This is a genomic window from Mycobacterium sp. Marseille-P9652, assembly GCF_902652685.1.
GTDB lineage: Bacteria > Actinomycetota > Actinomycetes > Mycobacteriales > Mycobacteriaceae > Mycobacterium.
Window position 1 is genome coordinate 1 of record NZ_CACRUY010000001.1, and the last position, 20,990, is coordinate 20,990.

General features: G+C 70.2%; 16 protein-coding genes. 8 read left to right on the forward strand and 8 right to left on the reverse strand.

The genetic code is table 11. The features are described 5' to 3' along the window. Both GPY60_RS00005 and GPY60_RS00010 read left to right on the forward strand, forming a co-directional pair. Positions 1-843: sensor domain-containing protein (locus tag GPY60_RS00005; protein ID WP_156685518.1), on the forward strand; the 843-nt coding region annotated here is incomplete at its 5' end. A gap of 10 nt (positions 844-853) precedes the next feature. Further along, a complete protein-coding gene (locus tag GPY60_RS00010; protein ID WP_156685519.1) occupies positions 854-1,822 on the forward strand; it encodes an aldo/keto reductase in 969 nt (322 codons plus the stop codon). Positions 1,823-1,912: 90 nt separating this feature from the next. Here the strand turns inward: GPY60_RS00010 and GPY60_RS00015 are convergent, their stop codons facing one another. The 5 genes from GPY60_RS00015 to GPY60_RS00035 all read right to left on the reverse strand — a co-directional run bounded on the left by GPY60_RS00015 (position 1,913) and on the right by GPY60_RS00035 (position 8,897). Beyond that, the gene (locus GPY60_RS00015) at positions 1,913-2,665 is read right to left on the reverse strand and encodes an SDR family oxidoreductase (RefSeq protein WP_197283494.1); all 753 of its coding nucleotides are present in this window, start codon (positions 2,663-2,665) and stop codon (positions 1,913-1,915) included. A gap of 87 nt (positions 2,666-2,752) precedes the next feature. After that, positions 2,753-4,507, reverse strand: coding sequence for a diguanylate cyclase domain-containing protein (locus GPY60_RS00020; RefSeq protein ID WP_156685521.1), 1,755 nt, complete (start codon positions 4,505-4,507; stop codon positions 2,753-2,755). 147 nt (positions 4,508-4,654) lie between these two features. Beyond that, positions 4,655-6,805, reverse strand: a complete 2,151-nt coding sequence (gene glgX / locus GPY60_RS00025; protein WP_156685522.1) for a glycogen debranching protein GlgX — start codon at positions 6,803-6,805, stop codon at positions 4,655-4,657. Positions 6,806-6,908: 103 nt separating this feature from the next. Continuing rightward, positions 6,909-8,090: a zinc-dependent alcohol dehydrogenase gene (locus GPY60_RS00030; RefSeq protein WP_156685523.1), complete on the reverse strand. Its 1,182-nt coding sequence runs from the start codon at positions 8,088-8,090 to the stop codon at positions 6,909-6,911. A 99-nt stretch (positions 8,091-8,189) separates the two neighbouring features. Next, positions 8,190-8,897 (reverse strand): GAF and ANTAR domain-containing protein, encoded by a 708-nt coding sequence (locus GPY60_RS00035; protein ID WP_231639179.1) that lies wholly within the window; start codon positions 8,895-8,897, stop codon positions 8,190-8,192. A 328-nt stretch (positions 8,898-9,225) separates the two neighbouring features. Here GPY60_RS00035 and GPY60_RS00040 point away from each other — a divergent pair, with 328 nt between their 5' ends. Next, positions 9,226-10,536 (forward strand): NAD(P)/FAD-dependent oxidoreductase, encoded by a 1,311-nt coding sequence (locus tag GPY60_RS00040; protein ID WP_156685525.1) that lies wholly within the window; start codon positions 9,226-9,228, stop codon positions 10,534-10,536. Positions 10,537-10,643: 107 nt separating this feature from the next. On the opposite strand, the gene GPY60_RS00045 is transcribed toward GPY60_RS00040, so the two are convergent. Then, entirely contained in the window at positions 10,644-11,189 is a 546-nt protein-coding gene (locus GPY60_RS00045; protein ID WP_156685526.1) for a DUF1360 domain-containing protein, read from the reverse strand. A gap of 112 nt (positions 11,190-11,301) precedes the next feature. Further along, complete coding sequence (locus GPY60_RS00050) at positions 11,302-11,706, reverse strand: MerR family transcriptional regulator (protein ID WP_156685527.1); 405 nt, start codon at positions 11,704-11,706, stop codon at positions 11,302-11,304. A gap of 144 nt (positions 11,707-11,850) precedes the next feature. Between GPY60_RS00050 and GPY60_RS00055 the strand changes: the two genes are divergently transcribed. Beyond that, the gene (locus GPY60_RS00055) at positions 11,851-12,294 is read left to right on the forward strand and encodes an Hsp20/alpha crystallin family protein (protein ID WP_156685528.1); all 444 of its coding nucleotides are present in this window, start codon (positions 11,851-11,853) and stop codon (positions 12,292-12,294) included. A 126-nt stretch (positions 12,295-12,420) separates the two neighbouring features. Next, positions 12,421-13,110 (forward strand): PAS and ANTAR domain-containing protein, encoded by a 690-nt coding sequence (locus tag GPY60_RS00060; protein WP_156685529.1) that lies wholly within the window; start codon positions 12,421-12,423, stop codon positions 13,108-13,110. 10 nt (positions 13,111-13,120) lie between these two features. Here GPY60_RS00060 and GPY60_RS00065 read toward each other — a convergent pair whose 3' ends face one another. Then, a complete protein-coding gene (locus GPY60_RS00065; protein ID WP_156685530.1) occupies positions 13,121-14,557 on the reverse strand; it encodes a WS/DGAT/MGAT family O-acyltransferase in 1,437 nt (478 codons plus the stop codon). A gap of 109 nt (positions 14,558-14,666) precedes the next feature. Between GPY60_RS00065 and GPY60_RS00070 the strand changes: the two genes are divergently transcribed. From GPY60_RS00070 to GPY60_RS00080, 3 genes are read left to right on the forward strand one after another with little or no spacing between them, the layout of a single operon-like run. Continuing rightward, complete coding sequence (locus GPY60_RS00070) at positions 14,667-16,352, forward strand: NAD(P)-binding protein (RefSeq protein ID WP_156685531.1); 1,686 nt, start codon at positions 14,667-14,669, stop codon at positions 16,350-16,352. Further along, positions 16,349-19,939, forward strand: a complete 3,591-nt coding sequence (nifJ, locus tag GPY60_RS00075) for a pyruvate:ferredoxin (flavodoxin) oxidoreductase (protein WP_156685532.1) — start codon at positions 16,349-16,351, stop codon at positions 19,937-19,939. Before GPY60_RS00070 ends, nifJ begins: the two co-directional genes overlap by 4 nt. Next, positions 19,939-20,958 (forward strand): dihydroorotate dehydrogenase-like protein, encoded by a 1,020-nt coding sequence (locus GPY60_RS00080; RefSeq protein WP_156685533.1) that lies wholly within the window; start codon positions 19,939-19,941, stop codon positions 20,956-20,958. Before nifJ ends, GPY60_RS00080 begins: the two co-directional genes overlap by 1 nt. The last annotated feature ends 32 nt before the right edge of the window (positions 20,959-20,990 follow it).

Genomic DNA, 20,990 nt, shown 5'->3' on the forward strand with positions numbered 1-20,990 from the left:
GTGTTCGCGTTCGTCTTCGCCCCCGTGGGTGCGGTGCTGGGACACCTGGGGCTCGCCCAGATCCGCCGCACCGGCGAGCTCGGCCGCGACCGCGCCGTGGTCGGGCTGGTGCTGTCCTACGCGCTGATCGCCTCGACCGTCGTCGCCCTGGGCGCCTGGGCCGTCGTCACCGCCGTTGCCCCGGCGCCCCACCGGACGGCCGCGCCCGCCCCGACCGGCGCCGCGCCGCCCGCGGCTCCCGTCGTGGCGCCGGAGGCGGTCGGCACGCTGCTGCCCGGGCTCGACGCGCTGCGGAACATCACCGGCGACGCGAACCTCGAGGCGGGCCCCACGCGCGACCGTCCCGGCAGGACGGTCGACGACGGCGCCGTCGACCGCGCGGAGTGCTGGGGCAGCATCGGCCCGGGACTCCCCGACGCCTATTCGGTCGACGCCATCGCGGGCTACCACGCGCAGAAATTCGGCGACACGCGCAGCATGTTCAAGTCGCTGGAGGTGCTCCAGGTGGCCCTCGCGTTTCGCGATTCGCCAACGGCCCAGGCCCAATTGGCGAACGTGCTGTCCGGCTGGCGCCAGTGCGGCGGCAAGACCGTGAACGCGACCTTCACCGAGGGCGTGTCGCTGCCGTTCTCGTTGGGCGCCCCCGCCGACGCCGGCAACGGCATCACCACCCTGGACCTGGTGCCCAAGGGGATACAGGTGCGCTGCGCCCGCGCGATCGCCGCCAAGGCCAACGTCATCATCGACCTGATGGTGGTTTCCAACGGCACGACCGACGGCGACGGCCCCCGCCAGGCGGCCGTCGGCATCGCCAACTACGTGCTGGCCAAGATCCCCGGCTAGGGTGGGCGGGGTGAAATACCTCGACGTCGACGGCGTGGGACGAGTCAGCCGAATCGGCCTGGGCACCTGGCAGTTCGGCTCACGGGAATGGGGATACGGGGACCGGTACGCCTCCGGCGCCGCGCGGGACATCGTCCGGCGTGCGCTGGACTCGGGCGTGACCCTGTTCGACACGGCCGAGGTCTACGGACTGGGCAAGAGCGAGCGGATCCTCGGCGAGGCCCTCGGCGACCGGCGCGCCGACGTCGCCGTCGCCAGCAAGATCATGCCGGTCGTCCCGTTTCCCGCGGTGGTCAAGCAGCGCGAAGCGGCAAGCGCCAAGCGGCTCGGCATCGACAAGATCCCGCTCTATCAGATCCACCAGTCCAACCCGGTGTTCCCCGACTCGGTGATCATGCCGGGCATGCGCGACCTGCTCGACGGCGGAAAGATCGGCGCGGCAGGCGTTTCCAACTACTCGCTGGACCGCTGGCGCAAGGCCGACGCCGCCCTGGGGCGGCCGGTGGTCAGCAACCAGGTGCATTTTTCGCTGGCGCACGCGGGCGCGCTCGAACGCCTGGTGCCCTTCGCCGAGCGCGAGAACCGCATCGTGATCGCCTACAGCCCGCTCGCGCAGGGGCTGCTGGGCGGCAAGTACGGGCTCGACAACCGCCCGGGCGGGGTTCGGGCGGTGAACCCCCTGTTCGGCACCGAGAACCTGCGCCGCATCGAGCCGCTGCTGCAGACGCTGCGCGACGTCGCGTCGGAGGTGGGCGCGAAGCCGGCGCAGGTGGCGCTGGCCTGGCTGATCAGCCTGCCGGGGGTCGTCGCGATCCCGGGCGCGTCCAGCGTCGAGCAACTCGAGTTCAACGTCGCGGCCGCGGACATCGAGCTGCGCCCGGAGTCGCGCGACGCGCTGACCGCCGCCGCCCGCGCGTTCCGTCCCGTCTCGAGCGGGCGCTTCCTGACCGACCTCGTCCGGGAGAAGCTCGGCCGCTAGTTCGATGGCCTGAGCGCGCCGAACGTCGAGTTCATGAGGCGAGAAGGCTGATTTCGCATCAACAAGTCGACGTTGGGCGGGGATTCAGTGTCACGCGAACGCCGGCGGACTCGCGGAGGCGCCCCTGGCGACGACGACAGGCATCGAGGTCGCCGCGTCGGTGCCCAGGATCGTGTGGACGACGTTGACGAGGTCCTCGACCGGCATCAGCTTGCCCGGCATGCAGCCTCGTGACGACCACAGCGGGTGGGCGACCATGGCCAGCTCGCGATCCCAGTCGCCGCTCATCTCCGTCTGCGCCTCGCCCTCGCCGCCGGTGCACTCCCCCGCGATGAGGCAGGTGAAACCGATGCCGGGGTGCTCGGCGCGCCACGACTCCACCAGCCGGTCGAGGGCCGCCTTGCTCACCCCGTACGCCCCAAGTCCCGGCCAGGGCGGCCCGAAACTGCCTGCGGGAGAGGACAAATAGACCGCCTTGCCCGCGGAGGCCGTCAGGTGGGGCACCACCGCCGCCGTCGCCAGCGCCGCGCCGATGACGTTGGTGTCGAAGACGCGCCGCCAGGTGTCGGCGTCGGTGTCGGCGAGCGGGGCGAGCGGACTGATGCCCGGGGTGTAGACGAAGTTGTCGATCCCCCCGAGTTCGGCCGCGGCCCGGCCGATTGCCGACCGGCACGACGCCTCGTCGGTCACGTCGCATTCGATGGCGACGGCGTCCGGGCCGGCGTCCCTGGCGGCCGCCTCGATGCGCTCTCGGCGCCGGGCCAGCAGCGCGACCCGATCACCGCGCCGGGCGAGGCCGACACCGATGCAGCGACCGAGCCCGCTCGAGGCGCCCACCACCACTGTCCTTGACATATTCGCCCTCTCCTGTAACGAGCCGCCGTCGCGGAGAAACCTACCGCACCGGTCGCGGCGTGACGGCCGAGCCGCTCAGTTCAGGACGACGGTGTTCCGCTTTTCGAACTTGGCGCGGTACATGGCCGCGTCGGCGCGGGCGATGACAGTGTCGACGGAGTCGCCGGGAACGGCGAGCGTGGCGCCGATGCTCAGAGTGGTGGTGATCGTCCTGTCGGCCACCTCGATGGGTTCGGCCGCGCGACCGCGAATCTTCTGCGCTATCCGGCCGAGCTCGTCGTCGGTCTGGACGCCGGGCAGTAGGACGAGGATCTCGTCGCCTCCAGTCCTGCCTACGGTGTCGCCCCGGCGAACGCTTCCCCGGATGCGTGCCGCCAGGGTGGCGAGCACGCGGTCGCCGACGCCGTGTCCCCAGGTGTCGTTGATCTGTTTGAAATGGTCGATGTCGCAGAACAAGACGCCCACGGACGCGCCATCGCTGCGCGGATGCTCGAGCGCGGCGGCGAGCCGGCTCAAGGCTTCGGCCCGGTTGGCCAGGCCGGTGAGGGGGTCGAAGCGCGCCAGCCGTTGGAGTCGCTGCTCCGCCTCCACCTGCTCGTCGATGATGCGCAGCGCCGCGATCACGCCGTCGGTGTCGCCTTCGGCGCCGACGTACGGTTTCCCGTGACCCTCGACCCAGTGGTATTCACCGTCGGCCGAGCGAACCCGAAAACGCTCCAACAGCCGCTCGCCGGCCGCGACCCTGCCCATCGCGGAGATCACCGTCTCCCGATCCCGCGGATGGATGTGGCGTTCGAAGTCCGGACCGGTCCAGCTCTCCGGCGGCCAGCCCAGGGCGGCGTGGATCGACGGAGAGACCCACGCAATCTCGCCGTCGCGGAAATGCACGACGACGTCCACCGCATTGTCGGCGAGGATGCGGTAGCGCCGCTCGGCCTCGGCGCGCTCCGCGCTGATCAGCTCCCGTTCGATCAGCAGGCGCTGCTCGTTCTGGATGAACAGGAACGTAATCGCCCCGACGACGAGGGTGCCCAGCAGAATCGAGAAGGTCCACTCCGCGTGTTCGCCTACCCCCAACCCCAGGAAGACTTGCCGCGACACCGCGACGACAATCGGTAGCGCCGCGAGCAGGCCCGTCAACCGCAACAGCGACTTCCGGTCGGGCCGGCCGAGCAGCCAGGCGACCGGAAACCGGTCGGGGCGTGCCAGCCAAATCGCCGCGGCCACCAGCAACAGAGCCACGGCGGTCGACAGCGCCTGGCCGGTCGACGACGACGAGCCCACCACCGCCAGGGCGTCGAACACGTAGGCCCCGACCGTCACAAACGGGATGGCCCCGCCGGCCGCCACCAACAGGGGCCGGACGATGCGTGTCCCCCGGTCCACTCGAATGAGAGCGGCCGCCGCCGACAAGAACAGGCACGAAACGCCGGTCTGCGGGCTCGGCCGCCCCGGCCACGTCCATTGCGACGCGCGGACCGCGTCGCCGAACCACACCTGGTCCAGGCCGGACGACGGCCTGCCCCTGGCGTACTCGACGAGGGTGATCACGGCGAGGGCGCCGATCATCAGGGCCAGAACCCGCCCGGCCCACACCCGCCCCGGCGAGGGGCTCCCCGACTGGAGCGCGATCGCCGCACCCAGCCCGACCAGCCACACCGAGGTCCACGGCATCATCTGCGGCCAGGCCGTATAGAAGCGGGTCAGCGAATCGACACCGGCAGCCCAGCCCACCCAGGTCAAAGCGGCGAGGGCGGAAACGGCCAGCAAAGCGATCCGCCTGGACCAGGCCACGTCGTTCAGACACGCGTCGGGGCTTCGACCGGGCATCGGCTGCCCCTTCCTTCCCCCGCCGCAAGCACCCGACAGTGTGCACGCATCGACACCCGATGCCCGAGGGCACAAGGTAATCAATACAGGGGCGGAAAGTCACCGATCCCACGTCCGCCGGCGACGGCCGGCGTCATGTGGAGCGGATCAGCCCCTGTCCGGGGCGTGCAGCACCACGGCGGTGTGCGCGTCCACGGTGAGCGCGCCTCCCCCGGGCACCTCCTCCGCGGGCGTCTCCTCCTCGGGTCCGGTGAACACCACGAGTTGCCAGGAGGCACCGAATTCCTTTGCTGGCAGCGTGAATTCGATCGGCTCGTAGTGGGCGTTGAAGCACAGCAGGAACGAGTCGTCGAGCACCCGCTGACCCCGCGCGTCCCGGTCGGGGATGCCGTGGCCGTTGAGGAATACCGCGACGGATTTCGCGAAGCCCGCGCCCCAGTCCTCCTCGGTCATCTCCGTCCCCTCGGGGGTGAACCAGGCGATGTCGGGCAGGCCGTCCTGACCCCGCCGGCCCAGTGGCTTGCCCGAGAAGAACCGCCGCCGGCGGAACACCGGGTGATTGGCGCGCAGCGCCGTGACCGTGCGGGTGAACTCCAGCAGGCCGTTGTCGGCCTTGGACCAGTCGATCCAGGTGATCTCGTTGTCCTGGCAATACCCGTTGTTGTTGCCGTTCTGGGTGCGGCCGAGCTCGTCGCCGTGGCAGATCATCGGCACGCCCTGCGACAGCAGCAGCGTGGTGAGGAAGTTGCGCTGCTGGCGCGCGCGCAGGGCGTTGACCTCGGGGTCGTCCGTCGGCCCCTCGACGCCGCAGTTCCAGGACCGGTTGTGGCTCTCGCCGTCGTTGTTGTCCTCGCCGTTGGCCTCGTTGTGCTTCTCGTTGTAGGAGACCAGGTCGCGCAGCGTGAAGCCGTCGTGGGCGACGACGAAGTTGACCGAGGCCACCGGCCGGCGCGCGGTGTGCTCGTAGAGGTCGGCGGACCCCGACAGGCGGTAGGCGAACTCGTCGAGCGTCGACGGCTCCCCGCGCCAGAAGTCGCGCACGGTGTCGCGGTACTTGCCGTTCCATTCCGTCCACTGCGGCGGGAAGTTGCCGACCTGGTAGCCGCCCGGGCCCACGTCCCAGGGTTCGGCGATCAGCTTCACCTGGCTGACGGTCGGATCCTGTTGCACCAGTTCGAAAAAGGTGGCCAGCCGGTCCACGTCGTAGAACTCGCGGGCCAGGGTCGAGGCGAGGTCGAAGCGGAAGCCGTCGACGTGCATCTCGGTGACCCAGTAGCGCAGCGAGTCCATGATCAGCTGCAGGGCGTGCGGATGCCCGACGTTGAGGCTGTTGCCGGTGCCGGTGTAGTCCATGTAGTACCGCTTGTCGTCGTCGACGAGCCGGTAGTAGGCGGCGTTGTCGATGCCGCGGAAGGACAGCGTCGGGCCCATGTGGTTGCCCTCGGCGGTGTGGTTGTAGACCACGTCGAGGATGACCTCGATGCCGGCCTCGTGCAGGGCGCGGACCATCGCCTTGAACTCCTGCACCTGCCCGCCAGGGGATGTCGAGCTGGAGTACTTGAAGTCGGGCGCGAAGAAGCCGATCGTGTTGTAGCCCCAGTAGTTCGACAGACCCTTCTCGACGAGGGTGGAGTCGTTGGCGAAGTGGTGCACGGGCATGAGCTCGATCGCGGTGATGCCGATGCTCTTGAGGTGCTCGATGATCGCCGGGTGCGCCACGCCCGCATAGGTGCCGCGCAACTGCTCGGGGAGGTCCGGGTGGGTCTGCGTGAGGCCCTTGACGTGCGCCTCGTAGATGACGGTGTCGGCGTACTGGTGGTCCGGCGGCCGGTCGTTGCCCCAGTCGAAGTAGGGGTTGATCACCACCGACTTGGGCATGAAGGGCGCGGAGTCCTCGTCGTTGCGGCTGTCCGGGTCGCCGAAGTTGTAGCCGAACAGGGCCTGGTTCCACTCGAAGCTGCCGTCGATGGCCTTCGAGTAGGGGTCCACCAGCAGCTTGTTCGGGTTGCACCGCAACCCGTTCGGTGGGTCGTACGGGCCGTACACGCGGTAGCCGTACCGCTGCCCCGGCTCGATGTTGGGAATGTAGGCGTGCCAAACGAATCCGTCGACCTCGGGCAGAATGACCCGGCTCTCGGTGCCGTCGGCGTCGAACAGGCACAGCTCCACCCGCTCGGCCACCTCGCTGAACACGGCGAAGTTGGTGCCCGCACCGTCGTACGTCGCGCCCAGGGGATACGCCCTGCCTGGCCACACTTCTCCGGTGGGCGTGGGGGCGGTCCATTCTGCGGTTGTCATGGCGCAGTCAATACCCGGCCCGCGCGGCGGTCAAACCGGCGGGTCGCGCCGCGCGCAGCCGGCCGTCTCCAGGATGCGGAAACCCGCTGCGCCACTTATACTTTTATGGCCTCAGCATGACCTTGACGGCCCCGTCCTGCTTCTTCTGAAAGATGTCGTAGCCGTGCGGCGCCTGGTCCAGCGGGAGCACATGCGTGGCGAAGGTGTCGACTCCCAGCGGGTCGTCGTCGGTGAGCAGCGGCATGATGTCGTCGACCCACCTCTTGACGTTGGCCTGTCCCATGCGCAACGTCACCTGCTTGTCGAACAGCGTGAGCATCGGCAGCGGGTCGGCCATGCCCCCGTACACGCCGATCAGCGAGATCGTTCCGCCGCGCCGCACGATGTCGATGGCGGAGTACAGCGCGCTCAGCCGGTCGACGCCGGCGTTCTGCATCACCCGCTTGGCGACGAAGTCCGGCAGCAATCCCGTGGCCTGCTGCAGCACCTGGGCGGCCGGGGACCCGTGGGCCTCCATGCCGACCGCGTCGATCACCGAGTCGGCGCCGCGGCCGTCGGTGAGGTCGCGGATCGCCTCCCCGAGCGAGGAGTCCAGGTGCGCCAGGTCGACGGTATGGATGCCGCGCTGGGCGGCGCGGGCCAGGCGCTCCGGCACCAGGTCGACGGCGATCACCCGGTATCCGAGGTGATCGGCGATGCGTGCGGCCATGTCCCCGATGGGGCCCAGGCCGAGCACCGCCACGGTGCCCCCGTCGGGAATGTCGGCGTACGCGACCGCCTGCCAGGCGGTGGGCAGCACGTCGGACAGGTAGACGAATCGCGAATCAGGCGGTCCCGCAGGGACTTTGATGTGCGTGAACTGGGCCTGAGGGACGCGCAGCAGCTCGGCCTGGCCACCGGGGACCTCGCCGTAGAGCTCGGAATAGCCGAAGAGCGCCGCGCCCATGCCCTGGTCGCGCACCTGGGTCGTCTCGCACTGCGTGTAGAGCTTCTGGTCGCACATCCAGCAGTGGCCGCAGGAGATCTGGAAGGGGATCACGACGCGATCCCCGACGCGCAGGTCGCCGGTCTCGCCACCGACCTCGCGGACGACGCCCATCGGTTCGTGCCCCAGCACGTCGCCCGGCTTCATGAAGGCGCCGAGGATTTCGTAGAGGTGCAGGTCGGATCCGCAGATGTTGGTCGACGTGACCTCGATGATCGCGTCGGTGGGTTGTTCGATCCGGGGATCGGGCACCGACTCCACGCGTACGTCGCGCTTGCCGTGCCAGGTGACGGCCTTCATGGTCGATTCGATACCCGGGTTCGCGACTTTCAAACCCGTGCCGCGCGTCGGCTCGAATCGGCAAGTCCGGCAGGGCGTTTCGGGAAGCGGCCCGGCCCGTCAGTCGCGCCGGCGCTTCAGCGGGTGTTCGCTTTCGATCAGGGCCTGGGCGATGTCGACCACCTTCTTGTTCGACTGCTGCGACAGGCGGGTGAGGAGGTCGAACGCTTCGACGGCGTCCAGGTCGAAGCGTTCCATGATCACTCCCTTGGCCTGGCCGATGGTGTCGCGGGACGCCAGCGCGCTGCGGAACTGGTCCTGGCGGCGCATCACCGACCACGCCAGCGCGGTGTGGGCGGCGAACACGCCGCCCAGATGGATCGAGTCGTCGCCGAACGCGCGCGGCTGCTCGGCATAGAAGTTGAGCGCCGCCATGGCGTGGCCGTCGACGAACAGCTCGTAGGACAGTATCGAGCGGATCGGGGTCCGCTCGAGCGCGAATTGTCGGTAGCGCGGCCAGCGCCGGTCGGCGTCCAGGTCGTCGATGTGCATGACGCAGTGCCGCCAGGCCGACTCCAGGCACGGCCCTTCCCCACAGTCGTTCTGGATGGTGTCCAACAGTTTCGGATAGCGATGCGTCGCGGCGACGTTGACGACGGCGCGGCCCCTCTCCGCGAGCGTGATTCCCGCGTACTGGGAGCCGGCCACATTGCGGACGCCGGCGTCCATGAGGGTGTGCAATGCGGGTTCGGTCGCGGTCTCCTCGCGCTCCAGGCCGGCGACCAGTTCCGCGAGCTGAGAGACGACGGACGTGTAGTCGGTATGCACGGCCCCACCCCCTGTTCTCGAGAGCATTCCGTTTCCAACGTACGCGAAATTCGGGTCCCACCCCGTCTATCAAGTCTTGTCCTCACGGCGAAGTTGTCTACGCAGAAAACGAAATCGGCAGTCCACTCAACGAACATCATCGGCGAAATTCGTTGTGCCGCCGAACCGGGCAGGCCCGACGGGGATGCGGGGACGCGTAAGGCGATCGAATCCCAGTCGGTCGCCGTGATCTGGAAAGCTCTCGCGTGCAAGGGTTTTGGCTTCTTCTGCGGTGATGCTGCGGCCGCCTCGGCCACCCCGCCGCTCGATCGGCCCTACACTCGGCTTGGTGACCTCGATTGTGATCGTCGGCAGTGGCTTCACCGGATTCACCTGCGCCCGCCGGCTGGCGAAGATCCTGCGCCGGCGCCGCGAACCCGTCGACATCACGATCATCTCCCCGGTCGACTACATGCTCTACACGCCGTTGCTGCCCGACGTCGCCGGCGGGATCGTCGACGCCCGCTTCGTCGCCGTCCCGTTGGCGAACGCGCTCAAGGGCGTGCACGCCGTGCGCGGTCGCGTGGACGGCGTGGACTTCGCCCGGCGCACGCTGACGTACTGCGACCCGGAGGAGCGCAGCCACACCCGGACGTGGGACCGGCTGGTGCTCACCCCCGGATCGGTCACCCGGCTGTTCGACGTGCCGGGGCTCGCGACGTGCGCGCGGGGCCTGAAGACGACGGCGGAGGCGCTCTATCTGCGCGACCACTTCATCGAGCAGTTGGAACTTGCCGCCATCGAGGAGGACCCGGGGGTCGCGGCGGCCCGGCGCACCGTCGTCGTGGTGGGCGCGTCGTATTCGGGTACGGAATTGGTGGCGCAGCTGCGCGCCCTGGCCGACGCGGCGGCCAAGCAGATGAGTTTCGACCCCTCCGACGTCCGCTTCCTGCTGCTCGACCTGGCCGAGCAGGTGATGCCCGAGGTCGGCAAGAAGCTCGGCGACGCCGCGCAGAAGGTGCTCCGGCGGCGCGGCATCGACGTGCGGCTCGGCGTGACCCTCAAGGAGGCACACGCGGATCACGTTGTGCTGAGCGACGATTCGCGTGTCGACACCCACACGGTCGCATGGGTGACCGGGGTGACCGGCGCGCCGCTGATCCAGGACCTGGGTTTGCCGACCGAGCGCGGCCGGCTCAAGGTTGGGGCCGACCTGCAGGTGCCGGATCAGGCGGGGGTGTTCGCCGCCTGCGGGGCGGCCGCGGTCCCCGACCTGACCGAGCCCGGAAAGATCACGCCGCCGACGGCCCAACACGCGACCCGGCAGGCCAAGGTGCTGGCCAACAACGTCGCCGCCAGCCTCGGGCACGGCACGCCCAAGCAGTACAAGCACCGCAACCTGGGCCTGGTCGTCGACCTGGGACCGTGGCATGCGGTCGCCAACCCGATGGGTATGCATCTGTCCGGGCTGCCGGCCAAGTTCGTGACCCGGTCCTACCATCTGTATGCGGTGCCACGGGCGGTCAACCGGTGGGCGCTGTCGTTGGCCTACCTCACCGACCTGTTGTTCGAGCGTTCGGTGGTCTCCATCGGGTTGGCCTCCGAGGCGGACGCGCAATTCGCGGCCAGCGAGGGCATCCCGATGCCGAAGACGGGCTGAGCGACCGCTGTCACATCGCGGCGGGCCGCGAGACGTAAATGACTGCGTCCGATTGCGGCTTGGGCTCAAGGGGTTAGGTGTCGCGGCGTACACGTCACCGAGAAAGGTCAGCCCTCGGCCGACTGCTGCGCCATGGCGTAGACGAGCTGGAGGAAGTCCGCACCGGTGAGCACGGTGAACACTCCGGCGATGAGGCGGGTGTAGCGCGGGGCGAAGACCAGGCCGATGGCGAAGCCGGTCGCCACCCACATGTCGAGGCAGAACGGACAGGTCAACAGCTCGCCCAGGCTGTGACGCAGCGGGCTCTCGCCGCGCACCTCCTCCATGACCTCCGCCGGGCCGCCGGCGCCCTTGAAGCGGGTGAATGGCGCCCGCAGCGGGCTCGTCACCGCGTCCTTGGTGATGGTGCGCGAGAGCTTGTGCGTCCCGAGGGTGACGGTGATCAGGTCCTGCAGCGGCCACCGCGCGGGCAGCCGGCGCCCCGTCACCATCGCGACGAGCGTGGCGACGGCCACCACGGTGGTGTAGACCACCAGCACCGTCGCGTAGCCCGCCAGCGGCTGCGGGCTGTCCCCCCGATATGCGTCGGCTTCCCGCCGGGCGCCGTCTATGACTTGGCCGACGGGGGCCTCGGCGTCCGTGAGATCTCCCATTCGCAGATTCCTCCAAGGTCGTCAACGCGCACTCCGGCGCGGTAAGGGGGTTCAGCACGCTGAATACCCGGTGTCGGCGTCGGCAACCCCGCAACGCCGGATTGGCCGCCGGTCAGGAGGCGTCGCCGTCGACGGCGATGTAGTCGGCGGGGCGGCCGTCCGGCTCCCCCGCCGCCCGCGCCGTCTTGACCGCCTTGCGCAGGGTGCGGTTGGTGGAGCGCAGGTCGGTGTTGGCGGCGGACAGGGTGGCGTTGTGGTCCTCGAGCTCGAGAATCCGCGCAATCCCGGCGAGGTTCACGCCGGATTCGACAAGCTCGCTGATGCGCCGCAGCCGCGCCAGGTCGTCGGCGCTGTATCGCCTCGTCCCGCCTTCGCTGCGGGCGGGCGTGACCAAGCCATGCCGCTCATAGAGGCGCAGGGACTGAACCGCGATGCCGGACAGCTCGGCCGCCACCGAGATGCCGTACACCCCGTGATCGCGCGGTGGGGCGCCGCCGTCGACGCCGGCGCCGGCCATCGCACCCCTCCTTAGATCCCCGATGTAGAAAATCTATTTATCACACTTGCACCGGCGTGTCGACAGTGCTATATAAAATCTGTGTCATTAGACATAGGAAATAGCCGATCCCACCACGAAAGATTGGAGTGAGAGGTGACTGCCATGCTGATGCGATCCGACCCGTTCCGTGATCTAGACCGCTTCGCCAACCAGGTCCTCGGCACCGCCGCGCGGCCCGCCGTGATGCCGATGGACGCCTGGCGGGAGGGCGAGAACTTCGTCGTCGAATTCGACCTGCCCGGCATCAACGCCGACACGCTGGACATCGACATCGAGCGCAACGTGGTCACGGTCCGCGCCGAGCGGCCGGCCGTCGACCCCAACCGCGAGATGCTGGCCACCGAGCGGCCGCGCGGCGTGTTCAGCCGCCAGCTCGTGCTCGGCGAGAACCTCGACACCGAACGGATCGAGGCGTCTTACAGCGAGGGCGTGCTCAGGCTGCACATCCCGGTGGCCGAGAAGGCCAAGCCGCGCAAGATCTCCGTCGCGCGCGGCAACGGGCACAAGGTCATCAAGGACCCGCAGCACGAGGTCATCAACGCCTGACCGGACGCAGGGCGGCGACCGCAGCCGGCGGGCCTACCCGTCGCGGCCGCCGCCCTGAGCCGCATGCCGGGATGCCGGGATGCCGGGATGCCGGCTCGAACCCTCTCGAAAGGTCAAGGGTGCGCGATGGATTGGCATCTCAACGGCCAAACGGCCGACGTGGAGACGGCCCTCGCCGGCGGTGTCGGGCGGCCCGCCGGCTGGTTCCGGTTCCACTTCCCCGACCAGCGCTGGGAGTGGTCGGAACAGGTGCAGCTCATGCACGGGTACGCGCCGGGCACCGTAACGCCGACCACCGAGCTGGTGCTCTCCCACAAGCACCCCGACGACCGCGGGCAGGTTGCGGCCACCATCGACCAGATTCTCAACACCCGCGAGGCGTTCAGCACCCGCCACCGGATCGTCGACACGCACGGGACGGTGCGCGACGTAGTGGTCGTGGGCGACCGGCTCCTCGACGACGACGGCGAGGTCGTCGGGACGCACGGCTTCTACATCGATGTCACCCAGCCGGAGGCGCGGGCGCGGCACGACCAGGAACAGATGGTCACCGACCGGCTGGCCAAGATCAGCGAGAACCGCGCCGGCATCGAGCAGGCCAAGGGCATGCTGATGCTGGTTTACGGCATCGACGAAGGCGCCGCGTTCGACCTGCTGCGCTGGCTGTCGCAGGAAGCGAACATCAAGCTACGGCCGCTTGCCGAGCAGATCGCCGAGGACTTTCGCAACCGCGGGGTAGGGCTCGACTCGCGATCGGAGTTCGATCACCTGCTGCTGACCGCGCATCGGCGCGTGCGCCGCGCCGACGACGAATGACGGCGCGCGCTCAGGCGCCCTTGGGTGTGGCGCGCCCCCGGGCGGGCTTGCGCCGCCGCGTGCGGGCCGCCTCGACGAGTTGGGCGACCCCGCGCTCGATCCCCGCGGCCAGCGCGTCGATGTCCGGCGCGGTGTCGTAGTCGGCCGTGATGCCGAAGACGAACGTGTCGGCGTAGCTGACCATCGCGATGCCCGTGCGCACCTGCAGCGCGATCGGGGGGATGGGCAGGATCTCGAGCACCCGGCGGCCCATCAGCGTCTGGTGGCCCCGCGGGCCGGGCACGTTGGTGGCCAGCGCGACGACCGCCCGCTGCGGCAACCGGGACAGTAGCCGAATGGCCCACGCGGACAACGCAAACGGGGCGGCCCTCGCCGCCGACTGCGCCGCGTTGCCGCCTTCGCTCTGGCCGCTGGCCTTGGCCCGGGCGAGCCGGTCGTGCACAAGGTGCAACTGCTCGACCGGGTCGCCCTCGTCGACCGGCAGCAGCGGCAGCATCGCCGAGACCTGGTTGTCGGTCATACCGAACTGGTTGGCCGCGCGCACCGACACAGGAACCAGCGTGCGGAGCGAGTTGCGGCTCGGCCGCTCGCCACGGTCCAGCAACATCTGGCGGTAGCTGGAGGTAATGGCCGCCAGCGCAACGTCATTGAGCGTCACACCGAACGCGCGGCTGACCTTCTTCAGGTCCGACAGCCGCACGCGGGCGGCGCTGTAGCGCCGCATGGAGGTGACCGGCCCGTTGAGCGACGACGACGGCGCCGGATGCAGCAGGCTCGCCGTCAGCTCGGCCATGCCCAGCGCCGCGTGCTCGGCGGCGGTCGCCACCCCCAGCGCGCCCCGCGCCGCCGCGCCGATCCAGGTCAGTGCCTTCAGCGGGTTGAGCCCCGGCCCCTTCGCCGGCAGGCTCACGCCGCGGCTGGCCGGCTGCTTGCTGCCGTGGATCTTGGTGGCGAAGGAGCCGCTTCCGTCTTCGTCGGCTCCCCCGTCGCTAAATCTCGCCAGCATCTGCGCGGTCGCGATCCCGTCGGCGATGCAGTGGTGGACCTTGGTCAGCACGGCCCACCGGTTGTCGCTGAGGCCCTCGATCATCCAGCAGTCCCAGAGCGGGCGCTTGCGATCGAGCCGGCGCTCCATCATCGTCGCGACCATCTCGAACAGCTCGGCGTCACCGCCGGGCTGCGGCACGGCGACGTGGTGCAAGTGGCGCCTCAGGTCGAAGTGCGGGTCGTCGACCCATTCGGGCGGGCGCAGATCGAGCGGATGCGTCCGCAGCACCTGGCTGCACCGCGGCATGGACGCGACGCGTTCGGCGAAGGCGGCGACGAACTCGTCGAAGGCGGGCGCCGGGCCCTCGACAATCGACACGCCGCCGACCGCCAGGCTCACGTGCGGGTCGGAATCCTCCACCTCCAGGAAGCCGGCATCCAGTGCGGTCAGTTGCTCCATCCCGCTACTGTCCGCGCCGGAGTGCCCCTGACGGCAGGGTCGTAAGTCCTCATGTTCTGAGGCCAAACGGCGGCTGTGCGGCCGCGCGCCCGGTCATATCGTGTGCGGGGTGACGGGCGATCAATTCGACGGCGAGGCAGACGCTTTCGCCGCCGTCGCACACGCCGACCTCACCGCGCTGCCAGACCTGCTGCACGACCGGCCGCGCACCGGCCCGGTCCGCGAACGCCGGCCGGTGTACGTCGACCTGCTGCCGCCGTGCAACGCGGGATGCCCGGCGGGCGAGAACATCCAGGCGTGGCTGGCGCACGCGCGGGCGGGACGCCTGGAGGAGGCCTGGCGGCAGCTGACCGCCGACAACCCCTTCGCCGCGATCCACGGCCGCGTCTGCTACCACCCGTGCGAATCCGTCTGCAACAGGGCACGTCTGGACTCCTCGGTGTCGATCCATGCGGTGGAGCGGCTGCTCGGCGACACCGCCCGCGCCCGCGGCTGGGGATTCGCGCCGCCCGCGCCGGCGACGGGCAAGCGGGTGCTGGTGATCGGGGCGGGGCCCAGCGGGCTGTCGGCCGCCTATCACCTGGCCCGGCTCGGTCACCGGGTGGAGGTTCGTGACTCGGGCGCGCAGCCCGGCGGGATGATGCGTTACGGCATCCCCCAATACCGGCTGCCGCGCGACGTGCTCGACGCCGAGATCGACCGCATCGCGGCGCTGGGCGTGCAATTCACCTGCGGGCACCGGGTCGACAACCTGGCCGCCGAACGCGACGCCGGGGGGTTCGACGCGGTGTTCGTCGCCGTCGGCGCCCACCTCGCCAAGCGGGTGGACATCCCCGCCGCCGACGCAAGCTCGTTGCTCGACGCCGTCACCTTCCTGCGCGCCGTCGCCTCGGGCGACACCCCGGAGGTGGGCCGCCGCGTCGCCGTCTACGGCGGCGGCGACACCGCGGTGGACGCCGCCCGGGTCGCGCGCCGGCTGGGCGCCGAGGACGCCGTCATCATCTACCGCCGCACCGCCGCGCAGATGCCGGCCCATGAACACGAGGTCGCCGAGGCCGAGCGCGAGGGCGTGCGGATCAACTGGCTGCGAACGATCACGGCCTTCGACGGCCCGGAGCTGCGGGTCGAGCTCATGCGGCTCGACGAGTCGGGGCGTCCCACGCCCACCGGGCAATTCGAGACGCTCGCGGCCGACACCGTGATCATGGCGCTGGGCCAGGAGACCGAGTCGGCGTTCATGCGCAGCCTGCCCGGCGTCGAGTTCGACCGCGACGGTTCGGTCCGGGTGTCGCCGTCGCTGATGACCGGCTGCCCGGGCGTGTTCGCCGGCGGCGACATGGTGCCCTGCGAACGCACCGTCACGGTCGCCGTCGGCCACGGCAAGAAGGCGGCCCACCACATCGACGCGTGGCTGCGCGGCGGGGACGGGATGCGCCCGCCGAAGCACCCGACCGCCGGGTTCGACCTGCTGCATCCGTGGTACTTCGGCGACGCGTCGCGCCGGTCGGAACCCGAACTCCCTGCGGCCCAACGGATCAGCGGTTTCGACGAGGTGGTCGGCGGACTGTCCGCCGAGGCGGCGGCGTTCGAGGCCGGCCGGTGCCTCTCGTGCGGCAACTGCTTCGAGTGCGACGGCTGCCTGGGCGCCTGCCCGGAGGACGCGGTGATCAAGCTCGGCCCCGGCCACCGCTACCGCTTCGACTACGACCGCTGCACCGGGTGCGGCACCTGCTACGAGCAGTGCCCGGTGCACGCGATCGACATGGTCCCCGAGACGGTTCTAGAGGCGCGATGACACGCACCACCGTCGACGGCAACCAGGCGGCGGCGTCGGTCGCCTACCGCCTCAACGAGGTGTGCTGCATCTACCCGATCACGCCCTCGTCGCCCATGGCCGAGCTGGCCGACGACTGGTCGAACCGGCACCGCGCCAACGTCTGGGGCACGGTGCCGTCGGTGATCGAGATGCAAAGCGAGGGCGGCGCGGCGGGCGCGCTGCACGGCGCCCTGCAGGGCGGGGCGCTGGCGACGACGTTCACCTCGTCGCAGGGCCTGCTGCTGATGATCCCCAACATGTACAAGATCGCCGGCGAACTGACCTCGGCGGTGATCCACGTCGCGGCGCGATCGATTGCGGCCCAGGGGCTTTCAATCTTCGGCGACCACCAGGACGTGATGGCGGTGCGGCAGACCGGCTTCGCGCTGCTGGCGTCGGCGTCGGTGCAGGAGGCCCACGACCTGGCCCTGGTCGCCCAGGCGGCCACGCTGCGCACCCGGGTGCCGTTCGTGCACTTCTTCGACGGCTTCCGCACCTCCCACGAGCTCAACACGATCGAATCGCTTAGCGACGACGACCTGCGGGCCCTGGTCCCCGAGGAGGTGGTGCTGGCGCACCGGGCCCGCGGGCTGTCCCCGGAGCGGCCGTTCATCCGCGGCACCGCGCAGAACCCCGACACCTACTTCCAGGCCCGCGAGACGGTCAACCCGTTCTACGCGCGGGTGCCCGAGGTGGTCGAGGGCCTGATGGACGAGCTCGGCCGGCGCACCGGGCGGGGAATGCACATCGTCGAGTACGCGGGGCATCCCGAGGCCGAGCGGGCCGTCGTCCTGATGGGATCGGGCGGGCAGACCGCGGCCGAGACGGTGACGGCGCTGGCCGCGCGCGGCGAACGGGTCGGGGTCATCCAGGTTCGGCTGTACCGGCCCTTCCCCACCCGGGCGCTGCTCGCCGCGCTGCCGCCGACCGTCCGCGTCGTCGGGGTGCTGGACCGCACCAAGGAACCCGGGTCGCAGGGCGAGCCGCTGTATCTCGACGTCGTCGCGGCGCTGGCCGGCGCCTGCCGCGACGGCGAACGGTCGCAGCTGCCGACGGTGGTCGGGGGCCGTTACGGGTTGTCCTCCAAGGAATTCACGCCGGCCATGGTCGCCGGGGTGTTCGCCGAGCTGGCCCGCGAGCGGCCGCGCGACCGGTTCACCGTGGGCATCGACGACGACGTGAGCGCCTCGAGCATCGGCTGGGACGCCGGCTTCGACCTCGAACAACCCGGCGTCACCAGCGCGGTGTTCTTCGGCATGGGCTCGGACGGCACCGTCGGCGCCAACAAGAACACCATCAAGATCCTCGGCGGCGAGGAGAACGTCTACGCGCAGGGCTATTTCGTCTACGACTCGAAAAAGTCGGGTTCGCAGACGGTTTCGCACCTGAGGTTTGGGCCGGCACCGATCCGCGCGCCGTACCTGGTGCAGCAGGCGTCCTTCGTCGGCTGCCACCATCAACGCTTCCTCGACAAGGTCGACGTCCTGAGCCGCGCCGCCCCCGGCGCCGCGCTGTTGCTCAACAGCTCCCGCCCGCCCGAGCGGGTGTGGGACCGGCTGCCCGGCGCGGTGCAGAAGCAGATCATCGACAAGCAGATCCGGCTGTACGTGGTGGACGCCGGAAAGATCGCGCGCGAGGTCGGACTGGCCGGGCGCATCAACATCGTCCTGCAGACCTGTTTCTTCGCGATCGCCGGCGTGCTGCCCGTCGACAAGGCCGTCGCGAAGATCAAGGACAGCATCGCCAAAACCTATGCGGGGCAGGGCGCGGACGTGGTTGCCCGCGACGTCGAGGCGGTCGACCGCGCGCTCGCCGGACTGCACCGGGTGGCGGTGCCCGAGGCGGCGACTTCCACCCGGCTCCTGGACCCGCCCGTGCCGGCCGACGCCCCCGACTTCGTGCGCAGCGTCACCGGCGAGATGATCGCGGGGCGCGGCGACGCGCTGCCGGTCAGCGCGCTCCCCGTCGACGGCACCTACCCCACCGGCACGGCCGCCTACGAGAAGCGCAACATCTCCGACCTCGTCGCGGTGTGGGACCCCGACACCTGCATCCAGTGCGGCAACTGCGCATTCGTGTGCCCGCACAGCGTCATTCGCACCACCTTCTACGACACCGACCGGCTCGGCGACGCGCCCGCGACGTTCCCCTCCGCGCCGCTGAACGCGGTCGGCCTGCCCGACACCCGCTACACCCTGCAGGTGTACGCCGAGGACTGCACGGGCTGCGACCTGTGCGTCGAGGCGTGCCCGGCCGTGCTGCCCGGCACGCCGGTGCGAAAGGCCATCAACCTGGCGCCGCGCGAGCCGCTGGTCGCCGCCGCGCGCGAGAACATCGCGTTCTTCGAAACCCTGCCGCCGCCCGACCGCTCGATGGTCGACTTCGGCACCGTCCGTGGCACACAGTTCCTGCAGCCGCTGTTCGAGTTCCCCGGCGCATGCGCGGGGTGCGGGGAGACGCCGTACCTCAAGCTGTTGTCGCAACTCTTCGGCGACCGCGTGGTGATCGCCAACGCGACAGGCTGCTCGTCCATCTACGGCGGCAACCTGCCCACCACGCCGTGGACGGTCAACGCCGAGGGGCGCGGTCCGGCCTGGTCGAATTCGCTGTTCGAGGACAACGCGGAATTCGGGCTGGGCCTGCGGCTGGCCGCCGACGCCCATCTCGGGCAGGCCCGCCGGCGGCTCGCCGAAGCGCGCGATGCCCTGGGCGCGGACCTCGTCGACGCCATCCTGGACGCCCCGCAGCGGCGCGAGTCCGAACTGCACGAGCAACGGCTGCGGGTGGCCGAACTGCGTGGCCGGCTCGACCGGCTGGACCCGGCGACCGCCGACGAGTTGCGCAGCGTCATCGACCATCTGGTGCGCCGCAGCGTGTGGATCGTCGGTGGCGACGGCTGGGCCTACGACATCGGCGCCGGCGGCCTCGACCACGTGCTGGCCAGCGGCAACAACGTCAACGTGCTGGTGCTCGACACGGAGGTGTATTCCAACACCGGCGGGCAGATGTCGAAGAGCACCCCGCTGGGCGCGGTGGCCAAGTTCGCCGCCGGGGGCAAGACGGTGCCCCGGAAAGACCTGGCGCTGCAGGCCATCTCGTATGGCAACGTCTACGTCGCGCGGGTCGCGATGGGCGCCGATCCGCAGCAGACGCTGCTGGCGTTCCGGGAGGCCGAGGCCTACGAGGGCCCGTCGCTGATCATCGCCTACAGCCACTGCATCGCGCACGGCCTCGAGATGCGCCACGGCCTCGACCAGCAGCACCGCGCGGTGGACAGCGGGCATTGGCCGTTGATCCGCTACGACCCGGTGCTGCGCGCCAGCGGCAACCCGCCGTTCCTGCTGGACTCGCACCGGCCGCGGCTCCCGCTCGCCGACTACCGCAACAGCGAACTGCGCTACCGCAGCCTCACCGACTCCGACCCCGACGAGGCCGACCGCCTGCTGGCGCTGGCGCAGGAGTCGGTCGACCAGCGCTGGAAGGTCTACGAGGACATGGCCTCCCGCGCCCCGCACGAATTTCCCGCCGACGCGGGATCCCCTTCGACGCCGCGAAGGGAGGGCTGATGGACCTGTCCACCGACTACCTCGGGATGAGGCTGCACACACCCTTATTGGCGTCGGCGTCACCGCTCAGCCGCTCGGTCGACGGCGTGCGGCGGCTGGCCCGTGCGGGTGTCGGTGCGGTGGTGCTGTATTCGCTGTTCGAGGAGCAGCTGCGCCGGGAGGCCGCCCTCAACCAGCGGATGGCCGCGCAGGGCAGCGACAGCTTCGCCGAGTCGCTCACGTACTTCCCGGCGACGATCGAGAACGGCGGTGGCGCGGTGCGGTACCTGCGCCTCCTCGAGCGCGCGGTCGCCGCGGTCGACATTCCCGTCATCGGCAGCGTCAACGCGTCGGCGCCCGGCAGCTGGGCGCACTACGCCCGCCGGATGCAGGACGCCGGCGCGGCGGCGATCGAGCTGAACGTCTACTACCTACCCGGCGATTCGGCCGCCGCCACCGTCGCGGGCCGTGCCGTGGAGGAGCGGCACCTCGACGTGCTGGCGGAAGTCAAAGACGCGGCCAGCATCCCGGTCGCGGTCAAGCTGCTCCCCTACTTCAGCTCGACCGCCGAGATGGCGCACCGGCTGGACGCCGCGGGCGCCGACGGCCTGGTGTTGTTCAACCGCTTCCTGCAGCCCGACATCGATCCCGAGACGCTCGGCACGGTGCGTACCGTCGCGCTCTCCACACCCGCCGACACGCGCCTGCCGCTGACCTGGATCTCTTTGCTGCACAGACGGGTACGCGCATCGCTGGCAGCCAGCACCGGAGTCGAGACGGCGAGCGACGTGGCCAAGTACCTGCTCGCCGGGGCGGATGTCGTCCAGACGGCCTCGGCACTGCTGCGCCACGGCCCCGAGTACGCGGCCGTGCTGCTGCGCGACTTGGGCGACTGGATGCGCCGCAAGGGTTTCCGGCACCTCGGCGAGGTGCGGGGGCTGCTCGCGGCCCCCGGGGTCCCGGACTCGGCGGCCCGGGAACGCGCGGACTACGTCTGGGCGATGCGAAAGGCCAACAGCGGCATCTACGAAACCTACTGAACAGACCTGAAAAGACCTTGAAACGATGGAGG

Bases quoted from the DNA above. Each gene is read 5' to 3' on its own strand.
- GPY60_RS00020 (WP_156685521.1), bottom strand. From the start codon at position 4,507: ATGCCCGGTCGAAGCCCCGACGCGTGTCTGAACGACGTGGCCTGGTCC.
- glgX (WP_156685522.1), bottom strand. From the start codon at position 6,805: ATGACAACCGCAGAATGGACCGCCCCCACGCCCACCGGAGAAGTGTGG.
- GPY60_RS00030 (WP_156685523.1), bottom strand. From the start codon at position 8,090: ATGAAGGCCGTCACCTGGCACGGCAAGCGCGACGTACGCGTGGAGTCG.
- GPY60_RS00045 (WP_156685526.1), bottom strand. From the start codon at position 11,189: ATGGGAGATCTCACGGACGCCGAGGCCCCCGTCGGCCAAGTCATAGAC.
- GPY60_RS00050 (WP_156685527.1), bottom strand. From the start codon at position 11,706: ATGGCCGGCGCCGGCGTCGACGGCGGCGCCCCACCGCGCGATCACGGG.
- GPY60_RS00055 (WP_156685528.1), top strand. From the start codon at position 11,851: ATGCTGATGCGATCCGACCCGTTCCGTGATCTAGACCGCTTCGCCAAC.
- GPY60_RS00060 (WP_156685529.1), top strand. From the start codon at position 12,421: ATGGATTGGCATCTCAACGGCCAAACGGCCGACGTGGAGACGGCCCTC.
- GPY60_RS00065 (WP_156685530.1), bottom strand. From the start codon at position 14,557: ATGGAGCAACTGACCGCACTGGATGCCGGCTTCCTGGAGGTGGAGGAT.
- nifJ (WP_156685532.1), top strand. From the start codon at position 16,349: ATGACACGCACCACCGTCGACGGCAACCAGGCGGCGGCGTCGGTCGCC.
- GPY60_RS00080 (WP_156685533.1), top strand. From the start codon at position 19,939: ATGGACCTGTCCACCGACTACCTCGGGATGAGGCTGCACACACCCTTA.